This window comes from Kribbella koreensis, from assembly GCF_039525325.1.
GTDB lineage: Bacteria > Actinomycetota > Actinomycetes > Propionibacteriales > Kribbellaceae > Kribbella > Kribbella koreensis.
In genome coordinates this window covers 802,673-826,793 of record NZ_BAAAHK010000003.1, presented here as the reverse complement: position 1 = coordinate 826,793, position 24,121 = coordinate 802,673, and the positions used below count along the sequence as shown (strand labels likewise).

Here is a 24,121-nt window from a genome sequence, read left to right as displayed (position 1 = left end):
GTTCGGCAGGGGCGTGACCGTCGTGTTGCGGGGCCGACGGTCTGTTTGGGGTGCCGGGGATCGAGGGGGATGGGCCGGCGATGGGTGGTGTTTCTGCGGCGGGGGCGGATGCGTGGCGCGATGAGCTGCGCGTGGATGTGGTGACGGCGGCGCTTCAGAGTGCGTTGGCGGGGTCGCGTAATGCGGGCGCGTCCGCGGTGGTCTGGAGTGATCGTGGGTCGCAGATCGTCCTGCATGTGGGGAAGCTGCAACTGCGGGCGTTGGAGAACACGCTGGTGGTCGCGGTTGATACGCAGTCGGCGGAGTTCGGGGTGGCGCCGTTGATCGTGCGGTTCGTGTTCGGCGGGCGCGATGATCCGGCGTCGCTGGTGGCGGCTACCGATGAAGGGGCGCTGGGGCATCCGGCGGTCGCGGCGCGCTGGGGGACGTTGTTCCGCGATGTGATCTGGGCGGCGCTGGTTCGGCTGCTGGTCAGTCATGCGGACAGTCATGGGCTCGCGCCGGCGTCGGTCGAGATCGGGCCGGATCGGTTCGTGTTCGCTGCGCGGCAGGAGGTTTCGGTGCGTGAGCTGGCCGAGCGGCACCATCGCGCGCGCCGATCAGAAGTACCGGAGGGGGATGCGGGATGAGTTTCGATCTCGGGGGATCGGATGAGCTCGGGCTGTTGGCGCAGGCGATCGGGCTTGTCGATGGCGGTGGTGAGCTGGATGTCGGGTGGTTCTCGGCGCCGCTGACCCGGCTGCAAGGAATCGTCCGCAACGCGGATCAGCGGGCTGCGCTCGGCCGGTTCTGCGATCTGGCGTTGGTACCGATCCAGCAACCCGGTCGCCCGGCCGCGGAGAAATGGCATCCACTGCTGGGCGACCTCCCCAGCGGCAACCTCTATCTGACGCTGAACGACACCGGATCGAGCCTGCTCCTCGGCGTCGGCGGCGAGTTCCACAGCAGTACGTCACCAGTGCCCGGCCGCTTGCGGATCCAGGCGGACATCTTGTCGGGTGGTTCGACGCTCGAGCTGGTGATCGGTACCGCCGCCCACCCGATCACGGCCGAGGTCCGGATCGAGACCGCCTTCACCCCGCCGGCCCAACCGATCAAGCTGGCCGCCATCGTCGCCCGGTGCAGCATCGTGCCGGATCCGGCCAACCCGAGCTTCGGCCTCGAGGTCGTGCTCGAAGGGCTCAGCATCAACGGCGAACCGCCGATCGACAAGGTGCTCGACGTCGACGAGCTCGGCCGCGAGGCACCGGATCTGCTCGCCGCTCTGCTGAAGGTCGTGCTCGCCGAGGTCGGCCCGGACCCGACGCTGACCATGCTGGCCGACCACCTCCTCGGCCTGTTCGGGCTGGCCGACGGCGGCAGCATCCCGGCGTTCCCCTTCGCAGAGCTGGCCGACGGCCCGGCCGCAGTACAGCACTGGCTGGCAACGCTGCCCGCAGGAGAGTGGCTCGAACATCTCGCCGGACTCCTCGGCGCGACGTCCCTATTCGACGGCACCGGCACCCTCGTCGACCCATGGCGGATCAGCCTGCTCGACCTCGCCGGCCTCGGCGAGCTGTACGCGACAGTCGCCCGTTCCGGCGACCCAGCCGCTGACGGCTTCGCCCGCTTCGGCTTCGGCGTCAACGTCAGTACGGACCTCGGGCCCAACCAGCCGACGGTCAGTGCCGACGCGAGCTGCGTGATCGCCGACGTACCTCTCTCAGGTACTGGCAACGCACGGGTGCTCCCCGAGGCCCGAGCGTTGCTCCGCCTGACCGGCGCCTCGAACACGCCTCTCGTCGACAACCCCCAAGTCCGCGTCGGCACCGTCGAGGCCGGCATCGGCTGGGACGGCTCGACCCTCAAACCTGTTCTCCAACTCCTCAACAACCAGCTGGCCGGTACGCCGTACCCGGTACTGGACCTGACCAACGTCGACAGCGTAGAAGCCGCCGCCGCCAACGCCGTCGTAGCCGCCATCAACGCAGCCCTGGGCACCGACGTCGGCCGCCGCCTAGCAGCAATCGCGGGCCTCGTACCGCCCGAAGACCCAGCGAACCCCGGCAACCCAGTCGCCGCCTGGCCGCACCAACTCGACCTGGCCAAGCTGGTAGTCGATCCCGCGAGAGCAATCGAGACCTACCACCGGGCCGTGCTCGGCGACGCCGACCGCTGGAACCTGATTCTGCGCGAGATCGCCCAGGTGATCGGCCTCCCCGATGCCGTCGCCGGAGAGGGCACCACCGCAGAGCCATGGACCGTCGAGATAGCGATCGCCGACGGTGCCACCCTCCAGCTGGCCGCCTGGCACCAACCCCATCCAGACACACCCACCACGGAGCAGTTGCGAATCGGGCTGCGACTGGCCGCCGAGCCGGCCGGGTCGACGCTGGCGTTGACCAGCGAAGTACTGGCCTTCGATCTCCCGGCGACCGGTTCCGCAACGGTCTCGTTCATCGGCGCCCAACGCTTGTCACTCGTTCTCAGTCCAGCGCTCGACGCCGCCGCCGGTCCGATCGCGATCAGCCTCGACGACCTCACCCTGGCCGCAGGCTGGCAGCCCGGGCAGCCTTTCGGTTGGGACATCCACGCGCACGGCCTGACGCTGACCGCGGATGGCGAGACCATCACGCTGGCCGACGTACACCTCCCACCCGCAGCCCCCTTCGACCTGACCAACCTGCCCGCGACGGCCGCAGCCCTCGGCCTGACCGTCACCGACCTGGAGAACGTCCTCCGATTGCTCCTGTCGATGCTCGCCGGCATCGCCGGCCCGCAGGCAGACCTCGCGACTGCATTACTCGGACTCCATCACCGGCTGCCCGGCCTCGACGCCGAGATCCCGAGCCTGGTCGATCCGGCCCAGCCCGGTCTGCTCTTCCAAGACCCGCTGGGTGCCGTCCGCAGCTGGCTGGGCCGGCTGATCACCCACGTCGGCGCAGATGGCGAACTCAGCGCCGCCCTCCTGCTGCAGTACCTCGCATCGCTGGGAACAGACGCCTTCGACGAGCTGGCCGGAGGATTGTCGACGGACCTCGATCCGCAGTTGCCGTCCTTCCTGATCGGCGGCGGGACTTTCGGCGATCCATGGCGCGTGCCATGGCCGGGCGGCACCAAGGATGCCGACGGCGACGATATCGGCCCGGACCTCGAACTCTGGCTCGAACCAGCAGGCCCACCGATCGACTGGCTGACCGGCATGCGCAATCGCGTCGACGCGGCGACCGACCTCGCCGGCCTGGCCGAGGTGTTCGTTCAGCTCGCCTGGTTCGACCCTGCGATCAGCTCGCTGGTCAAAGGCCTGACCGTACGAGACATCGCCGCGCAACTCCGATCGCTGCAGGTGCAGCTCAACGCGGGCGACGGCGTCGTACCGCGCGACGCGCAGAGCCCGGACATCTTCGGCTGGGTCCAGGGCGCCGAGGTCGACGCGGCCCACCTCGAACTCCCGCGGCACCCGGACGCCATCGCCGCCGTCCTGAACCAGATCGAGACCCTGCACGGCGCCGGCCCCCGGACGGTATTGCTGGTCGGACCGGTCTTCGGCAACGCCGGAAGCTGGGCCGACCTACTCGCGGCGCCTGCCCTGCAAGGCCCCACCGATCCCAACGCACACTTCGACCTCCGCACGGCCGGTATCGACCCCCGCACGATCGCGCTGGACAGCGTGACCGCAGCCGCCGACTACTACACGGCCGACCTCGCCGACGACCGCCGGGGCGACGTCAGGTACCTCGCCGATCAGATCGCTCACATCGCTGACCGGCTTGAGGTTCTCCACCCCGGCCCGGTGATCGTGGTCGCGCATTCGTACGCCGGTCTCGCCGCGCGACGCTTCGCCGCCGACCACCCGACCAGGGCGCAAGGCGTGATCACCATCGGTACGCCGCACCTCGGCACCCCACTCGCCTTCCTCGACGACCCCGCTGTCGGCGACGCGATCCGCCTGGCCACCAGCGTTCGGGCCGGACTCCAAGCGTCACCCCTTCGCGACGCGCTCGATCACCTCAAGCAAGGCCTGGAGGGCTACGAGCCACCCGTCGCGCCCGGTGCGCTGGCGACGCCCGATCCGTATCCGGCATCCTCCTTCACCCTCGCCGCGCCGTACGACCTGGGCGACGTGCCGGTGATGACGATCGCCGGCGTCTGTTCCGACGACTTCTTCACCTTCATGCAGACAGGCATGAGCGCGTACCTCCAGCAGCTCAGCGGGCAAGCACGACCGACCCCGAGCCATCTGTCCTACGGAATGGCGATGCCGATATCGATCGGCAACCCGCCCGCCGGTTCGCCGCAGGCCGAGGCCCGAGTGCGTTTCGGCCTCGGTCAGATCCCGCTCGGCGACGCACCGCCGCCGGCACCGCGACCGGCACAACTGCTCCGGGTCGAGCTGGACCTGTTCCGCAGCGGTGGCTGGATTGTCGGCCAAGCAGGACCGAGTGCAGTGGACGGCCGCCTCCGCCGCCTACTGCTCGGCCTGACCGCAACCGGCTCCGGCACCGGCATCCAAGCCACTCTGGACGCGACGCTGGATCAAGCCGCCTGGCGTGGCACCACGATTCCTACGGCTGATCTCACCGATCCGCGCACAGCCAGCCTGATCGGCGCGGCCTTCGACGCCGCACTGGCGAGCACGGACAGCGCGAGTCTCCCGGTCTCCACCCTCGCGGCCGCCCTCGGCGCACTCGACCTGGTCAGTACAGACGCGCAGGGAATCACCGGCCTGTCCGGCGACGGCTTCGCAGCGCTACGCACCGACCCGGTCGGCTACCTCCGAGCGAGGATCCCGGCAGCACTAGCCCGGCCAGACGGCTGGGCTGGCCTGGTCACAGACCTCTCGTTTACCCCGGTCAGCACGCAAGAACTGGCGTACGTCTGGGCACCACCAGGTTCGCCGTACGCCTTGTTCGTCCGCCGACAAGCCGATGGCACCTGGCGTACAGGCATCGAGACCGGAACGGCCCTGGGTGCAGTAGAGCCACCACTGATCAGCATCAGCGCCGACATCGACCTCTTGCTGCCCGCCTTCCAGCCCACTGCCGAGCTGGTCGTCCACGTCGGGCCGGTTGCACTGACCTATCGAACCGTTGACGGCACGATCCGGCTCGACGCAGCCCCCTTCGTCACCGACCTGACCCTCTTGCCCACGCCATCGATCGGCGACCTCGCCGCCAAGCTCGACGCGGCCCTGCCGCAGATACTGGTGAGCGGAGTCGTCGGCAATGTCCTCGCCGAACTCGTGCCTGGCTTGAAGATCGGCCAACTGCTCCAGCTGCTCCAAACGCCAGGCGAGTTCCTGGCCGGTGCTCTCGGCGCACTCGACGGCGGTCTCGACCCCGCCAAGCTTTCCGGCCTGCTCACCACCTTGAACACAGCCATCGGCCTACCCACAGGCCTCGGCCTCCAACTGCCGGCCGACGTCACCGTCACCGCAGGGCCAGGCGCAGCCCCGCAGTCCGCCCGGATCGCGATCGGTACGACGACACCGATCGGCGGCGTACTGGCCGTCGGCCTCACGCTCGACATCGACGCCACCCGCCACGTCGCACCAGGCGGCACGGTCACCATCAGTACGCCGCTCAGCGGAACCTGGCCCCAAGTCGCCATCACCTTCGGCGTCGGCCCCGATGGCGTGACGCTGGTCGTCACCCCACAAGGCGTCCCCCCGATCACCCTGCTGCCAACCTTCAGCGGCCTAGGTGCTCTCCGTGGCGCCGCCGGGGCATTGCTCCCCGCCGTCCTCGACGAGGCCCTCACCAACTTCCCCGAGCCACGCGACCCCTGGCTCGTCCACACCCTGCAAGCGGCCACGCACCTCGGCGTGTACGACGCGGTCGGCCACTTCTCCGCGCACACCGCCGAATTCACCGCGATGCTCGAAGGCACCTGGTTCACCAGCATCGACGCCACTCGCCGCGCCGGGATCGCCGCCGCGGTCGCCGACCTGCTCAACCTGATCCCGACTCTCGAGCTGCAGAGCATCAACGGCTTGGTCCGCTGGACCCATGACGTGGCGGCCGGCACCGGCAGGCTCCAGATCAGCGCAGGCTGGAGCGACAACGGCCCGACCGTCGCGGTCGCGCTCGTCGACCTGAAGCCCGCCGACGCACCGCTGGCGCTGGCCGCGAACGTCCTCGTCGACGACACCGGCGTCACCGTCGGCAGCTCGATCGGCCTCGACCTCAGCGACCTAGGCGTCACCGTCGTACCCCGATTTGCGATCGAGGTCGACAGCGGCCCGCCACTGAGTTTCCGGGTACGGTGCCTGCCGCTCAGCAGCGGCACCCTCGACGGTCCTCTGGTGGTCCAGCTCGCGCCGGACTTCGCGCTGACGACAAGCCCGGCGGCTGCGGAGACGATCCTCGTCGGCGCCGCCTTGCCACTCGTCATCCGGGTCGCGGTGAGTGCGCTGCACGACGTGCTGACCCGCAAACTGTGGACCGACGGTCCCACCCTGGAGACCGCGCTCACCGACGCAGGCATCCTCAGCGGCGGTGAAGTGGTCGAGACGCTGCCCAACGTCTTCGAGATGCTCGCCGGATTCGCCGCGGGCGCGGCCGGCCAGCTGGACCTTGCCATCGGCACCCTCAACCTCAGCTTGGTCGCTGAGTCCGGACGTGTCGGTCTCGGCCTCACCGGTTACCAGGCCATCGGCATCGGCGACCTAGAGCTGCAGATCCTCTTCGGCGCGCCCTCGGCTTGGGGAGCGGCCGCGGCGGAAGGCCTCGAGATTCTGCTGCTCGACATCGGCGGCGACTCGATCGACTTCAACTTCGGGCTGCGACTGCACGGGGTCGGCATCGGCCTGGCCAAGGGCGACGGCTCGGCGCTGGTGGCGGAAAGCTTTCTCCGGTTGGGATCGGTCCGAGCGCTGCTCTTCCTGGACCTCGAAACAGCCGCCGGCTTCCAGATCCTGCACGGCGGCGCAGGCCTCGAACTCGGCGGCTTCGGCCTGCCCATCGGTGCCGCGCTCGACGCCGGCGGCGGTTCGAACCCGGTCGCCTCCAACCTGCTGTCGTCCGGTGGTACCAGCGGTGACAGCCAATCGGTCAACCCGAGCGCCGACCTCGACATCTGGTACTGGGACCACCCGGACAACACCGGCGGCCCGCTGAGGGTCCTGGTCGGCGGGCAGGCCGGCATCTTCTGGATCCCGATCCATGCCGGCTTCGGCCCGATCTTCATCGCCGAGATCGGTCTCGGCGTGACCAACACGGCGATCTCGCTGGCGATCGACGGCGGCGTCACGATCGCCGGGCTCAGCGCCGAGGTCGACGACCTCACGGTCACCATCCCTTATGCCCACGTGACCGATCCGACCCAGTGGTCGCTGGACCTGAAGGGGCTGGCGATCGGCTACAGCGGCCCGGCCATCTCGATCGCCGGTGGGCTGGTCAAGTTCGACGGGCCGCCGATCGAGTACGACGGGATGCTGCTGATCAAGATCGGCACCATCGGCGCGGTGGTGATCGGCTCGTACAGCGTGGTCGGCAGCGGGGCCGACGAGTACACGTCCTTCGCGATCTACGGCGGCGTGTTCGTACCGATCGGCCTGACGCCTCTGATCAACCTCACCGGCATCGCCATCGGCCTCGGCTACAACCGCCGGCTGATCGTGCCGGAGGACCTGAACCAGATCCCGGACTTCATGCTGGTCAAGGCACTCGACCGGCCCGAGGCGCTGGCCAACAACCCGATGCAGGCGCTGTTCGAGTTCCGTCAGCAGACGCCGCCGGCTCGCGGTGCACTGTGGTTGGCAGCGGGTATTCGCGGCACGTCGTTCGAGCTCGTCAACATCACCGCGGTGCTCTACGTGGCGCTGGACTCCGGCGTCGACGTCGGACTGATCGGCGTCGCCCGGATGGCGCTGCCGTCCGACGACTTCGCCATCGTCAGCATCGAGCTCGCGCTCAAGGCTCGCTTCTCCACCTCGGAAGGGCTGTTCTCGGTCCAGGCGCAGCTCACCGACAACTCGTGGCTGATCACGCCGGACTGTCAGCTGACCGGCGGTTTCGCGTTCTTCATGTGGTTCCGCAAGTCGCAGTTCCTGCTCACGGTCGGCGGCTACCACCCTGCGTTCAAGCCGCTTCCGGAGTACCCGGTGGTGCCGCGGGTCGGGTTCCGCTGGGACTTCCTCGGTGTCGTGCACATCAAGGGTGAGTCGTACTTCGCGCTGACCAACACGGCCGTGATGACCGGCGTCCGGATGGAAGCCACCTACGGACCGGACTGGATCCAGGTCTGGTTCAGCGCGTACACGGACATCCTGATCTCGTGGGATCCGTTCCACTACATCGTCGACGTCGGCATCTCGGTCGGCGCCCGGCTGCGGATCCGGATCTGCTTCTTCGCCTGCTGCACGATCGAGATCAGCGTCTCCGTCGGCGCCAAGCTGCACCTGGAAGGCCCGCCGTTCCACGGCACGGTGACCGCCGATCTCGGCGTCACCTCGGTGACCGTGCCGTTCGGCGACGACGCCCAGGCCCTGCCGCCCGCCAAGCACTGGGACGAATTCGTCGACACCTACGTGCGTTCGGGCGATCCGAACAGCGCGTCGGTCAGCGCCCAGGTGTCGACCGGATTGCTGCCTGCGGAGCCGGCCGGCGCGGCGGTGGCACCCGGTACTGCGGAACAGCCGTGGCGCCTCGCGGCCGAATGGTCGTTCCGGACCGAGACCCGGATGGCCGCTCGCGGCTTCGCTCTGCAACTCGACAGCGACGTCGCCGAGGGCCAGATGTCGACCGTCATCTTCGGCCGGTACGCCGATCTCGCAGCGACCTACGACTTCGACCTCGCCCCGATGTACAAGAGCTCCGACAAGATCACCGCGCTGCACCGGGTCGTGCTGGCGAAGAAGCCGGAGAACTCGTCGAGCTTCGTCGATCTGATTCCGCGCAGCCAGAACCCGGCCGACGAGTCGCTGGAGATCGACGAGCGGCTGTTCCGGCTGACGCCGATCATCGGGCAGTTCTCGGAGGCGACGTACCACTACTTCCCGGACCTGAAGCCGCCCGCCGCGTCCAACACGCTTCCTGCGTTGACCGGCATCATCGTGGAGGGTGTCGCCGGGCTGCACAACGCCAGCGATGTCATCCCGATCGGCAAGCTGGTCGATGCCAGTAACTTCCGGCCGCTGCCGTTCGCCCGGCGGGATGCAGGGCACATCACCGCGGTGCTCCAGGCGGGCGCTGCCTGGCTGGAGTTGGCGCAGGTCGCCAGCGGCGTGAGCACGGGGACGCTGCTCACCGGCCTCGGCACGATCGTCGGATCCGTGGCCGCCGGTGGTGCCGTCGAGTTCGCAGACCTCCGTAAAGACAGTGGACTTCGGCAGAACGGCTACGGGCCGGTGGCGCTCAACGCGCTCGTCACTCGGAGATCCGCGCCGCCGGTTCTGTCGGCGCTGTCCGAGGGGTTCACCCTGGAAGACCAGGGCGCCGGCGTTGCTCCGCCGCCGATCCGGGTGGGCGACGTGAAACCGGTCTTCCTGGAGAAGCCGCGGTTGCGGTCGATGGTCCAACGGCAAGCAGTCGTCGCCGGCCAGCAGACCGTTGCCCGCAGCACCGTTCCTCTCGGGCGGCAACTCGGCCTGGCCGACCTGCCGGTCGTGGACGTGCGCAACGAGCTGATCACCTCGTACGACGCACCCGGCTTCGCGCTACTCACCAAGCCTCTGTCCGGTACCCCGCAACCAACCCGTGCCGCCCGATCCGCCCGCACCCTCCGGACGCCGGACCTCGGCGCACCGACCGGCCGCACCGTCGCGGCCTCGATGGCCGAACTCGCCGAGCAGGTCCGCAAGGACGGAGTGACCATCCGGGCCGGATCAACGCAGGTGTGGGAGGTACCACGGGCGCTGGACTGGTACCTGGAAATCGCCGGCGACTCCGCCGTCCGCATCACCGAGCTGAGCACAGCCGGAACCGTCCTCGCCGACCGGGAAGCCGCCGGCAAACTCCAACTCAAACTGTCCGACGGCTGCGCAATGGTAGCCGTCACAGCCCTTGGCCGCCTCCCCGACAACCTGATCAAGAACCTGGCTGATGCAACTCAAGCCAGCATGATCACGGCCAACGTGGCTACCGCCGGAGCGCTGCCGGTTCTTGGGTGGCAGCTCGGGGCTGAGCTGGTCCAGGTCGGACCGACCACCTTGCTGGCCAGGGGTTCCGTTGTTTCGTTGTCGAAGCCGATCGGCGCCTCCATCCGTGGGCACGCGGCGGCGACCGGGATGATCACCGTCTCACGCGCCTTGCTGGCGCAAGAGGTGGTGCAGACCGACTTCGGGCCGTTCGTCTCCGTGATCGGCGTACTGATCGACAACCCCGATGCCACCCGCCTCGGCCCCGAATCGGTGATCCTCAACACCGAGCAGGTGCGAGTCAGCAGCCAGCCGATCCAGGTCACCGCCGGCACCCGAACCCTCTTCCTGTACGACGTACGCCGCCGCCCCTCCGACGCCGGCGACCCCGACCGGATCTCCGTCACCGTCGGCCTGCTCACCCCGCCCGGAGCGACCGCGCCGATCGTCTTGTCCGGTGTCGTCGGTGGTACCGGAACGGCGGCCAACTGGGCGACGACTCTCAACGGCTCGACCCTGACCGAGGTCGTCGGCGCCGAGCAACTGACCGTGGACGGGAGCGTGTCTGTGAGGTTGAGCAATGGTTGATCCACGCGTCGGCGAGATGATCCTCTTCGACTACATCCGCCCACCACTGACCGCCGGCGAGTACCGGATGCGGGTGGGGACCGAGGTCGCCATCGACGGCACCGGGCAACCGCTGCCCGGCCAGGACTTCTTCTTCGACGTCGAGGGCCCGCGATTCGCGTTGGCGCCCAACGAAGTCGCTGGAGTCTTCCCACCACGCAACGGTCACGGCCCGTTCGACTCCGCGCTTCCGCACGTCGCCCTCGGCCGTCGCACCCTGCCTTGGGAACGCCCGCTCGGGGATGCCTACACGGCTGGTGCCGACGAGACGCCGTTCCCGTTCCTGGCGCTGGTGATGTTCGAGCAGTCGGAGTGCACGATCAAGCGCAATCTGGCGCTGACCGACATCGTGCCGCATGACGTGTTCGTCCGGCTCGGGCAGCCCAGTGGTATCCGCTGCGATGCCGTCGAGGCGGACCAGCAGTTCCTCAAGGAGATCCTGCCGATGCCCGAGGAGCTACAGCTCCTCACTCACGTGCGGCAGGTCAACGTCGATGATCGCGAGCTGGCGGCGGGGGACTCGGACGGCTACTTCGCCGTGGTGATGAGCAACCGGGTGCCGCGGTCAGGCGCCGACTACGTGTGCTGCCTGGTCTCGGTCGAGGAGCGCACCGACCTGCTCCCGGTCACCGACTACGCCGACACCGGCTCCGACATCTTCCAGAACGCCGAGATCGCCGACATCTCCGAAACAGTTGCCCTGAGCAAGAGCTCGCTCGGCACCAGCGTGATCGCCTCCGAGGCCGACAAGTTCGCCAAGTTCCCCGCGAAGGACCTGGTCGCCGGGAACACCTTCACCGCCGGCGGCAACGTCAGCACGAACTTCAGCACGAACACCAACTTCAGCACCAACACCAACTTCAACGCCACTGCCACCACGGCGAACGTCAATGTCGGTGTCACCATCGACGCGGTGCTGCACCCCAAGGCTCAGCTCGTCCTGCTGCACAGCTGGACGTTCACCTGCGAAGGTGACGGTACCTTCCGCCAGTTGATGCAGGGGCTGGACGTCGGCATGATCGGCGACGTCGAGCCGGCCACCAAGCTCGAGGTCACCGACACCGGCCACATCAAGATCGACGTCACCGATCGCCTCGGGGCGCCCGAGCAGAGCTGGTACCGCGGCCCGCTGGTGGCGCAACCGCTCACTCGCGACGCGCTCGGTCCGTACCACAGCTCCGACCAGGCCCGCCGGGTCGTCGCCGAGACCGGCGCGGAGAACATCTCGTACGCCGCCGCCTTCGAGGTCGGTCGTCTCCTGGCCGCGGCCGACGCCCGGCTGGCGCAGGAACTGATGCGCTGGCGTCGCGGGTCGTTCCGATCCAGTGCCCGCCAGTCCGCCATCAACCTGCTGCAGTTGACGATGCGGCTGAACCTGATCGAGAACCCGCTGGACCCGGTCGCGTTGCGGTACTCGGTCGACGTACTGGAGAAGGTGACCAAGGGCATCGCGCCACCGACCGACCCGTTCGGCGTGGAAGCGTTGCTGGCCAGTCCGTTGCTGCAGCCCGAACGAGTCGCCAAGGCGTTCGCGCTGAAAACGGTCGACGACGCGGTACGGCTGCTCGGCGCCGATGTCGCGCTCACCCAGTCCGTCCTGGTCGACGGCGGCCGGGCGGTACCGACCACCAACCTCGACCAAGTGCTGTCCGATCAGGTGGGGATGGCCGCGCTGGCCGAGTTGCGGCAGCGGGCGTTCGCCAATCTGCAGGAGCCTGGAGGCGTTCAATGAGACTTCCGGCCACCACCGCCCGCGAGGCGTTGTTCACCCGGCTCAAGGATCCGGCGCAGACCTCGGCCCTGCAGCCCGACGGCGATCTGCCGCCGTACATGGAGTCGTTCCTGTCGCATCTGCGGCTGCTGGTCGGGGTGCCGTTCGAGTACCTGATCCCCGACGACCGGATGCTGCCACCGGAGTCGATCCGGTTCTTCTACGTCGACCGGTCCTGGACCGACCGGCTGGTCGACGGCGGGCTCGCGGTCGGCCAGATCGGGTCGCGCGAGGAGGCCCACTACCAGGCGCGCGGAAGCGCCCTGCACCAACTGCTCGACCAGAGCGAGCGGATGGTCCGGAGTCTTCAGCGGGGAACGGACTTCTACGCGGCCAAGGCCGTCAGCGACGCCGACCAGCGAGAGGCCAAGCTGATCACCGGCTTCCTGCTGCGGTCCAGCGCGGTCAAGCAGTGGCCGCACATGGACGTCCGCGCCTACGACGTCACCATCGCCGAGCCGTTCGAAACGTCCTCGGCCAACGCGGTCGGACACCAGCTGAAGCTGCTCCGGCTCGAGCTGCTGGCGCCGTCGCTGATGATCGCGCTGTTCGAGACCGAGCCGAAGATGGTGATCCTCGAAGAGCCGCACCACGGCGTGCAGTTCGGGGTGCGGCACGTCGGGTCGCAACTCAAGGTGCCGTTGCGGGACGGGCACGGTCAGCAGATCGTGAAGAACGGGCGGGCCGTCCAGGTGACGGTACCGACCCGGAAACGGCACTCGGACGTGATCCGGGTCGCCGCACTTCGCGAAGCGTTGATCGATGCCCATGCGGCCAACCCGACCGCGGTGGTGCAGGAAGGCTCGGGGTCGTTCGCCATCTCGGTGCTCGACCCGCCGTGGCGGCAGCACTTCGAAGGTACGGAGGACTTCGCCGACACCGGCATTCCGGGCCACAACCTGGAGTTCGTGAACGTCACGTTCACCGTGCAGCAGCCGCTCGTGCTGAGCAGCGTGAAGACGGTCCTGGGGGTGCTGTGATGGCCATCGATCCCAAGCTGATCTCGCTGTCGCTGGCGCACGGGATGACGCCGGGCATGATCGCCAGCTGGAACCCGAAGGTGCCGCGCACCCCGCGAGTGCTGGTGCCGATCCAGCTGGACGCGCTGGTGGTCCGCAAGAAGGAGGGGACCTGGGCCAAGGTCGCGATGGAGGTGCCGGAGACCGGGAGCGATCGACTTGCTTACGAGTTGCTGGCCGAGCCGTTCGCCGAACGCGAGCCGCGGAAGCCAGGCGTCTACCTGCACTGGGCCTTGCCGGACGCGCTCACCCGGGGGACCGGTACTGCGGCCAGCGGCGACGTAGCGTTTCCCGCCGTACCGGATCGCTGGCTGGTGATCCGGCTGTCATCGGGCAAGGAAGGGACGCGGCGTACTGTCAGCGGCTGGGTGATCGAAGCCGGCGACGAGACGCCGACCGTCGTACCGCTCGACGAATGGACCGAGCCGGTCGATCCGGAGTCCACCACCGTGCCCGGCCAGGAGCCGCTGACGGCGCTCGGACATGGCGACACCGCCTGGTCGGCGTACTTCGACAACGTCGAGGGCCGGCTCGGTTTCTACGACGACCTCAGCCAGCTGGGCGGGCTCGGAAAGCAAGGCGATGTGCGCGGCCCGCTGGCCTATCTGGTGTGTGGCTGGCACAGCCGGATGGTCGACGATCCGATCGGGGAGAACCTGAGCTCGCCGACCCAGTTCGAGTCGCGGCTGACCGGGCTCGGCTGGGAGGTCAACCCCGCCGACATCGAGACGGCATTCGTCTACGCGCAGAACCGCGCCAAGGCGGCCGGCACTGTGGGGCTGGTCGCCCGGGAGAGCCGGTTCGCCATGCAGACCGACTTGACCGTCGGCAAGAAGATCGTGGCCGACGGCGCGTTCGGTGAGACCTCCACGCAACTGACCAACACCGGGATTCCAGCGTTGGGCAAGTGGCTGGCGCAAGTGGTGTCGTGGCCGCAACTCACGCTCTACCACGGTGCGGTCGTCGGACTCGGCTGGCCCGATGCAGGCTTGGCGGTCGCTCCGGAAGGACTGCTCGGTGGCGTGGTCGGTGGTCCGCCGGACGCGAATGCGGTGACGGTCACCATCGGGAACACCCTGACCGAAGCGCTGGCTGCGCGGCTCGCGGCCAACCAGGGCAACGCGGACGAGGCCCGGATTCTCGAAGCGGTGCTGCTCGGTGGTACGGACGAATTGGACCTGCCCGACAGCGCCGCCCGGATCGACAGCCGGCTGCACGCCAGCGGTTTCGCCAGCCTGCCTGGTGGGGTGGTCACGGAGCCGGTGAAGCAGACCGCGTCCGTCCAGCCCAGTTCGGTGGTACCGGATCCTTCGAAGACCGATCCCGGCGTCTTCCGCGGTCGATCGGGTGGGGGTCGCAAGGCCGGTACGCTGCTGAGCAAGTCGCATTTCGACGGCGTACTGGTGGCCAACACGTCGGCGACTCCGATCGCTCATGGCTCGCCCAAGCTCGGGATCGGCTCGATGGACAAGGTGCTGCAGGCGATCAAGGCCGTCGAGGAGGTCACGGTCAGGGTCCCGTCGGCGCCCAACGCCGAGCCGGTGACGCAGACGATCGACGCCAGACGAGCGCTGCCGCGGTTCTTCGTCCCGGCCGATCCGGTGTTCCTGATCGAGGGCGGCGGCCGGGCGTTCAAGCACGGATTCGACGGCATGTCCGCCGAGACGCAGAAGCTGGTCTGCAGGCTCAGCGGGCACACGGTGACTGGCCTCTCGCCGCGGCGGCTGGTCAACTTGCCCGGCTCGGCGGTCCGTGGTGAGGACCTCCTCGATCGGACGGTCGACCATGGCGGCGTACCGGTCGAATGTGACGATCTGGTTCGCGAACTGGCTTTGCTCGATCCCGGCAGCGCGCCGGTGGCCGTGCAGTCCCGGTTCGGCGGTGACGCCAGGTTCGACGCGGCAGCGCTGACCCAGGCGGCCGAGGTGTTCGCCGTCGAGCAGACCGTCTGGCAGGTCGCGCGTGACGATCGGCGGGACATCGCGCCGTTGCTGTCGCTGAGTGGGTTCGCGGGGACGTTGCCTGCGGCAATGGCTGTGGCGCTGCCCAGGATCCCTTGGGTTCCACTGCATCTTGACTGGGAAGTGGAGCTCTACAGCTCGGCGGAGTTCGCCGACTGGCAGTTGGAGGAGATCGACTTCGACGCCGTGCCGGACAGCCTGCCGGATGCGTATCAGGCCGGCGTACGAACGCTGCGGGGTCGTGCGCTGCTGGGCGGTGGTGCGGCTCAAGTCGCCGCGGCGACGGTCCGCGATGTGCTGGAGCAGGCGCAGCAGAGTGCCGGCTCGATCTCGCTGACCCCTCAGACGACGCATGCGTTCCATTCGCAGGCGGGCATGGAGATGGTGAGTCAGATCAGCGCGATGGTCTCGCTGCAGACGCAACGGGCCGCAGGCGAAGCCGATCTGGACCACATCGCCGACGAACTGGAGAAGATGGACGTCCTGGTCGGGGCGATGGACAGGTTCAACTCGATCCTGCGCGCCGGGTTCGTTGCGGACGGGGTCGCGAAGCCTGCCGACGGGGTCGTGCCGGCTGACTTCTGGCCGCTGCGGTCGGGGTTCCTGAAGGTCAAGCGGCTCCGGCTGGTCGACTGTTTCGGCCAGGTGCTCGACCTCGCCGGCTCCAGCGCCACCGAGCCGGCGAAGCCCGAGCTGATCATGCGGACCGAGCCGTTGACCGTCGCGGATCGTCCGGACCTGGTCGAGCTGGCGCCCCGCTTCACCGCTCCGAGCCGGCTGTGGTTCCGGTTCGTCTCGGCCGATGACGATGCAGTCGAGGCGAACGATGCGACCAATCCGGTCTGCGGGTTCGTACTGCCGAACCACCTCGACGGCGACCTCCAGTTCCACGCCACTGATGGAGTCGGCCTCGGCGCGGTCCGCTTCGACGGTGGGCGGCTCGACGTCGAGGCAGGTGCCGGGGTGGGGGCCGGGATCGTCTGGGAGGACTCGCCCGGCCAGCCGACCAATCTCGGTTCGGCGCCGTCGGGCACCATCCGCAACCGCCATCTCGCCGGGATCGCCCAGGGGCTGCTCGACTGGGGTGTGGTCGATGCGACACCGGATGCCCCGGCGGTCGATACGGCCCTCTCGTCGCTACTGCGGATCGTCGACTCGTCGCTGTGGTCGGTGGACCCCTTCGGGCACATCGGTGAGGAGCATCTCGCCTTGCTGGTCGGCCATCCGATCGCCGTACTCCGTGCGCTGGTCCGGGTCGAGGTCGACGAGCCCGTTACGCCGGGGCTGGTCAGTGGCATCCGCGTCCCGGTCCGCGTCGGCGCGCTCGCGCATTGGCAGGACGGCCTGCTCGGGTACTTCGTCGGCGACGATTACCGCACCCTGCACGTCTCAGATCCGGCCGCCGCCGACTTCGCCCGACCGGTCGGGCCACACCAGGGCTTCAACGGCCAGGCCTCCAGTACGTCCGACTACTACACCGACTTCGCCACAGACCTCGGCGTCATCGCCCAACCGGGATCGACCCCGGTCGACCATCCGTACGTCGACACGAGCGGCGTGCTGTGGGTGCAACCGCAGCAAGACGTCTGGCTCACGTTGCTGATGGAGCCGCACAGCGTCGTCCACGCGACCACCGGCTTCCTGCCCCGCAAGGAGATCGGCATGCGGCGGTCCTGGGTCGCACCCGGCCTGTCGCGGCTGGCACCGGTCTTCCGGTTCGGCCCGGTCCTGGTCGATCCGAAACTGATCCGGATGCCGATCGCCGCCGACATCCGCGGTACTTGGACCTGGAACCACCGAGCCGACGCCACCACCTGGGCCGAGGACCCGATCGTGAACTCGACCGCGGACGCGCGGATCCCGCCGGACCCGTCCGAGGGACAGGAGGGCTGGCTCAAGCTCACCCCCGAGGAGGAATCGTGAGCGAGCCGAGGTTCGAGAACGACGCCAACGAGGGCGAGTCCGAACGCAAACCGGAAGCCCTGCGAGCGCTGCAGTCCGACCGCCGCGGCCGGATCGACAACCGGCGCTGGCGGTACGCGGTCCGCGACGTCAACGCGCTGAGCTACAACGGACCGGGCCGGTGGAAGCAGGTCGGCCCGGCGCCGCTGCTGGTCGGGAACGAGCAGATCTTCCTCGGTACCGGGCCGGACAGTGGTGAGGTCGTCGACATCGCGATCGACCCGCGACCGGGCCCGGACAAGGTCATCTACATCGCCACCGGCAACGGCGGGGTCTGGAAATCGCGCGACGACGGGGTGAGCTGGTCGCCGATCACCGACCAGCTGTCGGCGATGGCCATCGGCGCGATCGCGTTGGATCCCGTCGATCCGGACATCCTGTACGTCGGTACGGGCAACCTGTTCGAAGGCGCCGGCGGCCTGCCGAAATCCGCCGGGCTGTTCAAGTCGGTCGACGGCGGGGTCAGCTGGTCGCGACTCACCTCACCGGCGGGCCGGCCGCCGCAGGCGATCACCGCCGCGGTCAACAACGCCGGTGGTATCCGGGTGACTGTCGCGGGGCACGGCTACTCGACCGGAGATCGTGTTGCCGCCGTCGGGCTGCCGGGGGTGGTCGGAGCGGTCGGCGAGGGCGACTCGACCCGGATCGACGCCAACACCCTGCGGATTCCCGGCGCCACCATGAACGCGGCGTACGGCGGCGCGGGCGCGACTCTCTTCGACGCGCGGCAGCCACCGTTCCTGAGCGACCGGGGCATCATCCGGATGGTCTGCCCGACCGGTGGCACGCTGCTGGTCGCGTCGCAGGCCGGGCTGTACTACTCGGCCGACGGTGGCCGGAACTTCGGCGCCAACCATCCGGCCTACGACGACGGCAGGCCGATCCGGCTCGGCGTGATCTCCGCGCTGGAGGTCGATCAGGGCTGGTACCGGACCACTCGGGTGACCGGGGCGAGCAACGCCGATCCGATCGAGGTGACGGCGGTTCGGCACGGGTTCGCCACCGGCGATCGGGTGATCCTCGGTGGGGTCGCGCCGAACCAGCAAGCCAACGGCAGTTGGCTGATCGATCGCGTCGACGACGACAAGTTCACCCTGCGGACGTCCCACGGCGCCGGCGGCGGCGCGACCAGCGGGTTCGCCTGGGGGCCGTCCCATCCGTCGACCAGGCCGGTGACGGGCGCGACCAATCCGGCCGCGCCGAACCCGATCGTGATCACGTCGGCCGCGCACGGCTTCATCACCGGCGACATCGTGGCCGTGAGCGGCGTACAGGGCAACACCGCGGCCAACCGGTCCTGGTCGATCCGGGTGCTCACGCCGGACACCTTCTCCTTGGTCGGCTCACGCGGCAACGGCGCGTACGTCGCCGCGACCGGCATCGTCGACGGGCCGCAGCACGCGCCCGGCGTACCGATCACAGCTGCGGCGAACGGCGGGGGAGGGATCAACGTCACCGTGGCCGGGCACGGCTTCGACGGCGACCTCGTCACTGTCTTGGGGCTGCCGGGGATCAACGCGCCCAACAACTCCGGCCGCGCGATCCGGGTCGACAACGATCACTTCCGGATCGGGGGCATCACGCTCAACGCGGCGTACGGGGGAGTGGGTGCCACTGTCATCGGACCGGCGGACGCCTTCAACACCGTGTACTTCGCCAGCGGCGGCCGGACGTTCCGCACCACCTCGACCAACCCAGACCGCGGGCTGTTCCGGCTGACGATCACGTCGACCGGCGAGCTGATGCAGTCCGACAACCTGCTCGCGCACGGGGGTGGCGTGGCCGCAGGGCTGGGTTTCGGCCGAGTCGTGTTCGCGCAGTCGTTGCTGCCGCGGACGCGCACTCTCTATGCATCCGTGCAGGACAACGAGTTCATCGGCTCCAGCACCTTTATCGGGTTGTTCCGCAGTGACGACTTCGGCGCGACCTGGGCGCGACGTCCGGCATTGAACGTGCGGGCCGCCGCCGACGGTGTGACGACCACCGTCTACAACCTGACGCTCGGGGTCGATCCACAACATCCGCAGGTCGTCTACGCGGGCTTCCAGCAACTGTGGCGGTCGACCGACAGCGGCGGCACCTTCCCGACGGTGACACCGGCCACCCGCGGCGGAATGGATGCGATCGCCGGCTTCGGCAGTTCGCCGAGTACGACCCTCGCGCACTGGGATCACCACGAACTCGTCTTCGCGCCACCGACCCGGTGGGACTGGTCCGGGGTCGCGCCGGTGTCGCCGACGCCCGTGTATCTCGGCACGGACGGCGGGATCAACCGGACCGGCAGCGTCGGCGCGGTCAACGGGATCGGCGGCACGATGACGTTCGATCAGCTGAACGAAGGCCTCGCCACCTCGCTGCTGCGCGGGATGGACATCGGCCGCGGCGTCGGTACCAACGAAGTCATCTTCGCCGGCATGCAGGACACCGGTACGGCGGGGCACCGGCGAGGCGACGCGATCGGCGCGTGGACGGCCGGGATCGACGGTGACGGTGGGGACGTCGCGGTGGACTCGTTCGACCCCGACATCGTCTACGGCTTCGACGGCGGCCGGTTCATCCGGTCGACCAACGGCGGCCGGACCTTCATCGACAGCGGCTTCCCGATCCCGGCCAGGCACCAGATCATCTCGATCCACAACGAGAATCCGGTCCGGGTGGTCACCTCTGGACATACGTTCCGTACCGGCGACGGCGTGTTCATCTCCAACGTCACCGGCGGTGGCGGGATCGCCAACGGCGGCAACGTGGTCACGGTGCTGAACCCGCGCGAGTTCACCCTCAACGGGAAGAACGGGACCGTGGTGGCGGCGTTCGGCGCGGGTCCGCAGGCGGCCGGTGATCGGTACCTGACCGAGCTGAACATCACGGCGGCCACGCTCGCGGCGCCGATCGAGATCGAGACAGCCGTCGCGCACGGCTGCGCGACCGGGCAGAAGGTGCGGATCGACGGCGTCGCCGGAAATGTTGCCGCCAACAACTCGGTGGCGACTCCGAGCTGGACGGTGACGGTGATCTCGCCGACCCGGCTGTCGCTGAACGGGTCGGACGGGTCGGCCCAGCCTGCCTATGTGTCCGGGACAGGTCGGCTGCGGGGGCCCGCGGTGGCCGGTACGGTTGCGGTGTTCCGGGCCGAGAACACGACGCCGATCGTGGTCACGGCGCAGGGTCACGGCTTCGTGTCCGGGGACAACGTGACGATCACCGGGGTCACCGGCAACCTGGCCGCGAATGTTGCCGGGCAGGCGATCCGGGTCCTGGATGCGAACAGCTTCGAGCTGGTCGGGGTCGCCGGGAACGGGGTGTCCGGTGCGGTACCGCGAGCCAGCGGGCAGACGATCGGTCGGGGGTTGCCTCTCGGCGCCACGAACCGGCAGCGGGTCGCGTTGGTGCCAGTGGCCGGGGCGGTCTCTACGACGGTCTTCGTGTCGTTCGACAACCAGTTGTTCCGTAGTACGAACGGTGGGATCAGCTTCGTCAATGTGGCCACCTTCACCGATCAGATCTCCGCGTTGCACGCGCCTGCGGCCAATCAGTTGTGGGTCGGCATCGCGGGGAGCAGGGTGCCGTTCAGGGCGGGGACGGTGCGGTTCAGCAACAACGCCGGGAACTCCTTCCTGGGGGCGGCGAACAATTACGTCAACGACATCGGTGCGCGGGGACCGATCGCTGCAATCCGGTCGGATCCGGCCGTTGCGGCTGGTACGACGGTGGCTGTCGTGGTCGCGGGCTACAGCGAGACGGCGACGGAGCGGCGTACGCGGCACGTCTTTCTGACCACGGCCGGTGGGATCACCGTCGGCGGGGTCGCGCCGTGGCGTGAGGTCGGCGGGGTGTTCAACGCGGCGCTGGGGAACCTGCCCGACATTCCGGTGATGGGGGTCGGCTGGGAGCGGGTGACCGGCGGGCCTTCGAGGCTGCTGGTCGCGTCGGACATCGGTGTGCTGCGGCTTGGTGCCGGGTCGGTGTGGGAGCGGGTCGGGCCGAATCTTCCGAACGTGTCGTGTCAGGCGCTGGAGCTCGACAACACGGTGGATCCGGCTGTCCGGCCGCAGGTGATCCGGGTCGGGACGTATGGGCGGAGCGCGTGGGAGTTCGAAGTACCGGCTGGGCCGAGTCTCCTGGTCGAGGCTGATCTGGGCTTCGGTGAACAGCAGGTCGCGACGACGACCCGGCGGCGGATCGTTCTGCACAGCATCGGTGCTGCCGGAGTGACGGTGACCGAGATCTTTGGAGCGGGCGGTGATTTCGCGGTGCAGGCCGTGCCTGCTGGGCCGCTGAATTTCCCACTGGTGCTCGCGAGTGGTGAGCATCGGGCGGTGGAGGTCTCGTTCACGCCGGGCGCGGCGGGGGATCGGGGGACGGAGCTGATCGTCCGCTCCGATGATCCCGCGCACAGTGCGATCACGCTGCGGGCGACGGGATTCGGGATCGCTGCCGGGCGGCCGCGGTTGAGCGTCCGGGCGTTTCTGGAGTTCGGGCTGGTGCGGACCGGGGCGCCGGGAGATCTGCCGCTGGAGATCCGGAATCTGGGGAGCGCGCCGCTGACCGTCGACACCGTGCAGCTGGATGTTGCCGGGAGCAACCGATTCTCGCTGCCGGGGTTGCCGGCGCTGCCGTTGGTGATCGCGCCCGGGGACGCGACGTCGGTGACCGTTCGCTTCGATCCGAACGCCAACGGGGTCGTCCGCGGGGCGGTGATCGTCCGTGGGAACGGTCAGGGTGCGGTGGTGAATCTGCTGGCGGAGGGCACCACGACGGCCGCCGGCATGATCGCGGTCCTGCTGAACACCCTCGGCCTGTCCGACCCACCCGAGGTGATCGCCTAGTCCTGGCCCGTCTTGTCCTCGTCCTCGCCCTCGTCGAAGGAGCTTGCCTGATGTCTTCGTTGCCCGCGGTACGTACTCGCTTCTGGCTGCAGTCCGGCTTCTCGGTGGCTGCGCTGCTGCTGGCGGTGGTCACGCTGATCAGCCGCGAATGGATCGAACTCCTCATCGGCTGGGACCCGGACGGCGGCAACGGCGCTCTGGAATGGGCGATCGTGGCAGTGCTCAGCGTGGCCGCGCTCTGCTTCGGCCTGGCTGCCCGCCGCGAATGGTGCCGCCCCCGAACCGCGACCTGACCCGGCCGGCCAGTGGCTCGCGCCAGGTCGGGTCGGCCGAGGTGGCTCGGTCTGGAGGCTGGGCAATGAGGGATGGTGCGGGAAGCGTCTACGCGACGGGATCTGCTGCTGCCCCAGCCATCGGTGAAGCGTGAGGCGCGGTCAGGCCTGGAGACGGGCAGCCTCGGTGACCAGGGCGTCGAGGGCGGGGCGCTCGGGGCCGGGGAGCCAGGCCAGGGCGACCGTGATGGGGGCCATGTCCACGACGTCGATGTAGGCGATGTCGGGCCGGGGGTAGAAGTCGCGGCACTTCGCCGGGACGACGGTGATGTTGGGGCCCAGGGCAACGGCTGAGAAGAGTTCTTCGAGGTTGGTGACCTCGTCGTCGGTGAAGTCGACGCGGCTGCCGTCGGGGCGGGGATCGACGGCCCAGAAGTCGCGGTACTCCTGGTGGACGCTGGGGGACAGGCTCACCACCTTGTGACCCTTCAGGTCCGCGATCCGGAGCTGGTCACGGCCCGCCAGTTCATGGTTGTTGCTGACGGCGACCGCGCGGGAGCCGGTGCCGATGACCTGAACCGGAACGCCGGGCGGGACGGGGAGGTACGCGACGATGACGTCGACCTGGCCCTGCGGCAGCGCGGTCACCTGTTCGACGAAGTCCAGGTGGCGGACCTTGATGGTGAGGTCCGGGTGGTGCAGTCGCATCTCGGCGAGCAGGGCGCGGACCTCGGGCAGGGCGATGATCGCTTCGTGACTGCCGATCACCAGCTGGCCTGACTTCGGCCGGTCGTGGAACGGGGCTCGTGCCGAGCGCGGCTCACGGAGCAACTCGGCGTGGACCTCCGCGAGGGCTCCGCTGGGGCTGACTCCGAGTTCTTCGGACAGCCGGCGGCGTACGTCGTCGTACCGGCGCAGGGCCTCGGCTCGTCGGCCGCAGGCGAGCAGGATGGTCAACAGGCGGGCGTGGACTCGCTCGTCGTACGGGAGCTCGGCCGCCAGTTGCTCCAACTGGTTCAGCGCGAACTCGGGCTTGCCGGCCTCCAGCGCCGCGTCGGCGAGTTCGAGGGCCAGGCTGATCCGCGACTCCTCCCAGCGGCGTACCAGCGGGTCGGTGCGGATCCATTCGGGGCCGTCGGCGAAGAGCGGCCCGCGCCAGAGGTCGAGCGCGCGGTGCAGTTCGTGGGCGCGCTCAGTCGGCTCGGTCGCTCGCGGCGCCAGGACGAGTTGCCGGTAGGTCGCGAGGTCATCGTCCGAGTCAGGGAGCTCGAGCCGGTATCCGTGCCCGTCCCAGGTGACGGTCGCTGTCGGCCCGCACTCCTCCTTGAGCCAGTCCCGGAGCCGCGACACGGTCGTATGCAACGACCCGCTCGAGCACCCGGCCGGACCCCAACCGAGCTCCGTCACCCGAGCGGCACTCGGCGCCTCGCCGCTGTGCAGCAGCAGCGCACCCAGCAGATGACGAACAGCCGGCCGCTTGGCCGCCACTGTTTCGCCACCCACCTGCACCCGCAAAGGCCCGAGAATCCCCAGCCGCACGCGAGACTGCCCCAATATGTCCCCCGCATCCATGTAGTACTCCGGTAAGCCTCGCTCTGACCGCGAAGCGTTACCGGAGCCTACCTG

At 68.9% G+C, this 24,121-nt stretch carries 8 protein-coding genes; 7 read left to right on the top strand and 1 reads right to left on the bottom strand.

Annotation, left to right across the window (positions count from 1 at the left end; translation table 11 throughout):
• The first annotated feature begins 50 nt into the window (after positions 1-50).
• The 7 genes from ABD116_RS07440 to ABD116_RS07410 are packed head-to-tail and all read left to right on the top strand — an operon-like array spanning position 51 to position 22,516.
• Positions 51-629 carry a hypothetical protein gene (locus tag ABD116_RS07440; protein ID WP_343966244.1) on the top strand — a complete coding sequence of 193 codons (579 nt, stop codon included), beginning with the start codon at positions 51-53 and terminating at the stop codon, positions 627-629.
• Positions 626-10,645: a DUF6603 domain-containing protein gene (locus ABD116_RS07435; RefSeq protein WP_343966242.1), complete on the top strand. Its 10,020-nt coding sequence runs from the start codon at positions 626-628 to the stop codon at positions 10,643-10,645. Before ABD116_RS07440 ends, ABD116_RS07435 begins: the two co-directional genes overlap by 4 nt.
• Positions 10,638-12,416 carry a hypothetical protein gene (locus ABD116_RS07430; RefSeq protein ID WP_343966240.1) on the top strand — a complete coding sequence of 593 codons (1,779 nt, stop codon included), beginning with the start codon at positions 10,638-10,640 and terminating at the stop codon, positions 12,414-12,416. The genes ABD116_RS07435 and ABD116_RS07430 overlap by 8 nt, the downstream gene beginning before the upstream one ends.
• Positions 12,413-13,435 carry a hypothetical protein gene (locus ABD116_RS07425; protein WP_343966238.1) on the top strand — a complete coding sequence of 341 codons (1,023 nt, stop codon included), beginning with the start codon at positions 12,413-12,415 and terminating at the stop codon, positions 13,433-13,435. The genes ABD116_RS07430 and ABD116_RS07425 overlap by 4 nt, the downstream gene beginning before the upstream one ends.
• The gene (locus ABD116_RS07420) at positions 13,435-17,358 is read left to right on the top strand and encodes a hypothetical protein (protein WP_343966236.1); all 3,924 of its coding nucleotides are present in this window, start codon (positions 13,435-13,437) and stop codon (positions 17,356-17,358) included. Before ABD116_RS07425 ends, ABD116_RS07420 begins: the two co-directional genes overlap by 1 nt.
• Entirely contained in the window at positions 17,355-22,223 is a 4,869-nt protein-coding gene (locus ABD116_RS07415; RefSeq protein WP_343966234.1) for a choice-of-anchor D domain-containing protein, read from the top strand. Before ABD116_RS07420 ends, ABD116_RS07415 begins: the two co-directional genes overlap by 4 nt.
• A gap of 50 nt (positions 22,224-22,273) precedes the next feature.
• Entirely contained in the window at positions 22,274-22,516 is a 243-nt protein-coding gene (locus ABD116_RS07410; protein ID WP_343966232.1) for a hypothetical protein, read from the top strand.
• A gap of 141 nt (positions 22,517-22,657) precedes the next feature.
• On the opposite strand, the gene ABD116_RS07405 is transcribed toward ABD116_RS07410, so the two are convergent.
• Complete coding sequence (locus ABD116_RS07405) at positions 22,658-24,034, bottom strand: BTAD domain-containing putative transcriptional regulator (protein ID WP_343966229.1); 1,377 nt, start codon at positions 24,032-24,034, stop codon at positions 22,658-22,660.
• Positions 24,035-24,121 lie beyond the last annotated feature (87 nt).

What these genes read in the sequence shown, in the direction of transcription:
- ABD116_RS07430 (WP_343966240.1), top strand. Translation starts at nt 10,638, where the DNA reads ATGGTTGATCCACGCGTCGGCGAGATGATCCTCTTCGACTACATCCGC.
- ABD116_RS07410 (WP_343966232.1), top strand. Translation starts at nt 22,274, where the DNA reads ATGTCTTCGTTGCCCGCGGTACGTACTCGCTTCTGGCTGCAGTCCGGC.
- ABD116_RS07425 (WP_343966238.1), top strand. Translation starts at nt 12,413, where the DNA reads ATGAGACTTCCGGCCACCACCGCCCGCGAGGCGTTGTTCACCCGGCTC.
- ABD116_RS07435 (WP_343966242.1), top strand. Translation starts at nt 626, where the DNA reads ATGAGTTTCGATCTCGGGGGATCGGATGAGCTCGGGCTGTTGGCGCAG.
- ABD116_RS07420 (WP_343966236.1), top strand. Translation starts at nt 13,435, where the DNA reads ATGGCCATCGATCCCAAGCTGATCTCGCTGTCGCTGGCGCACGGGATG.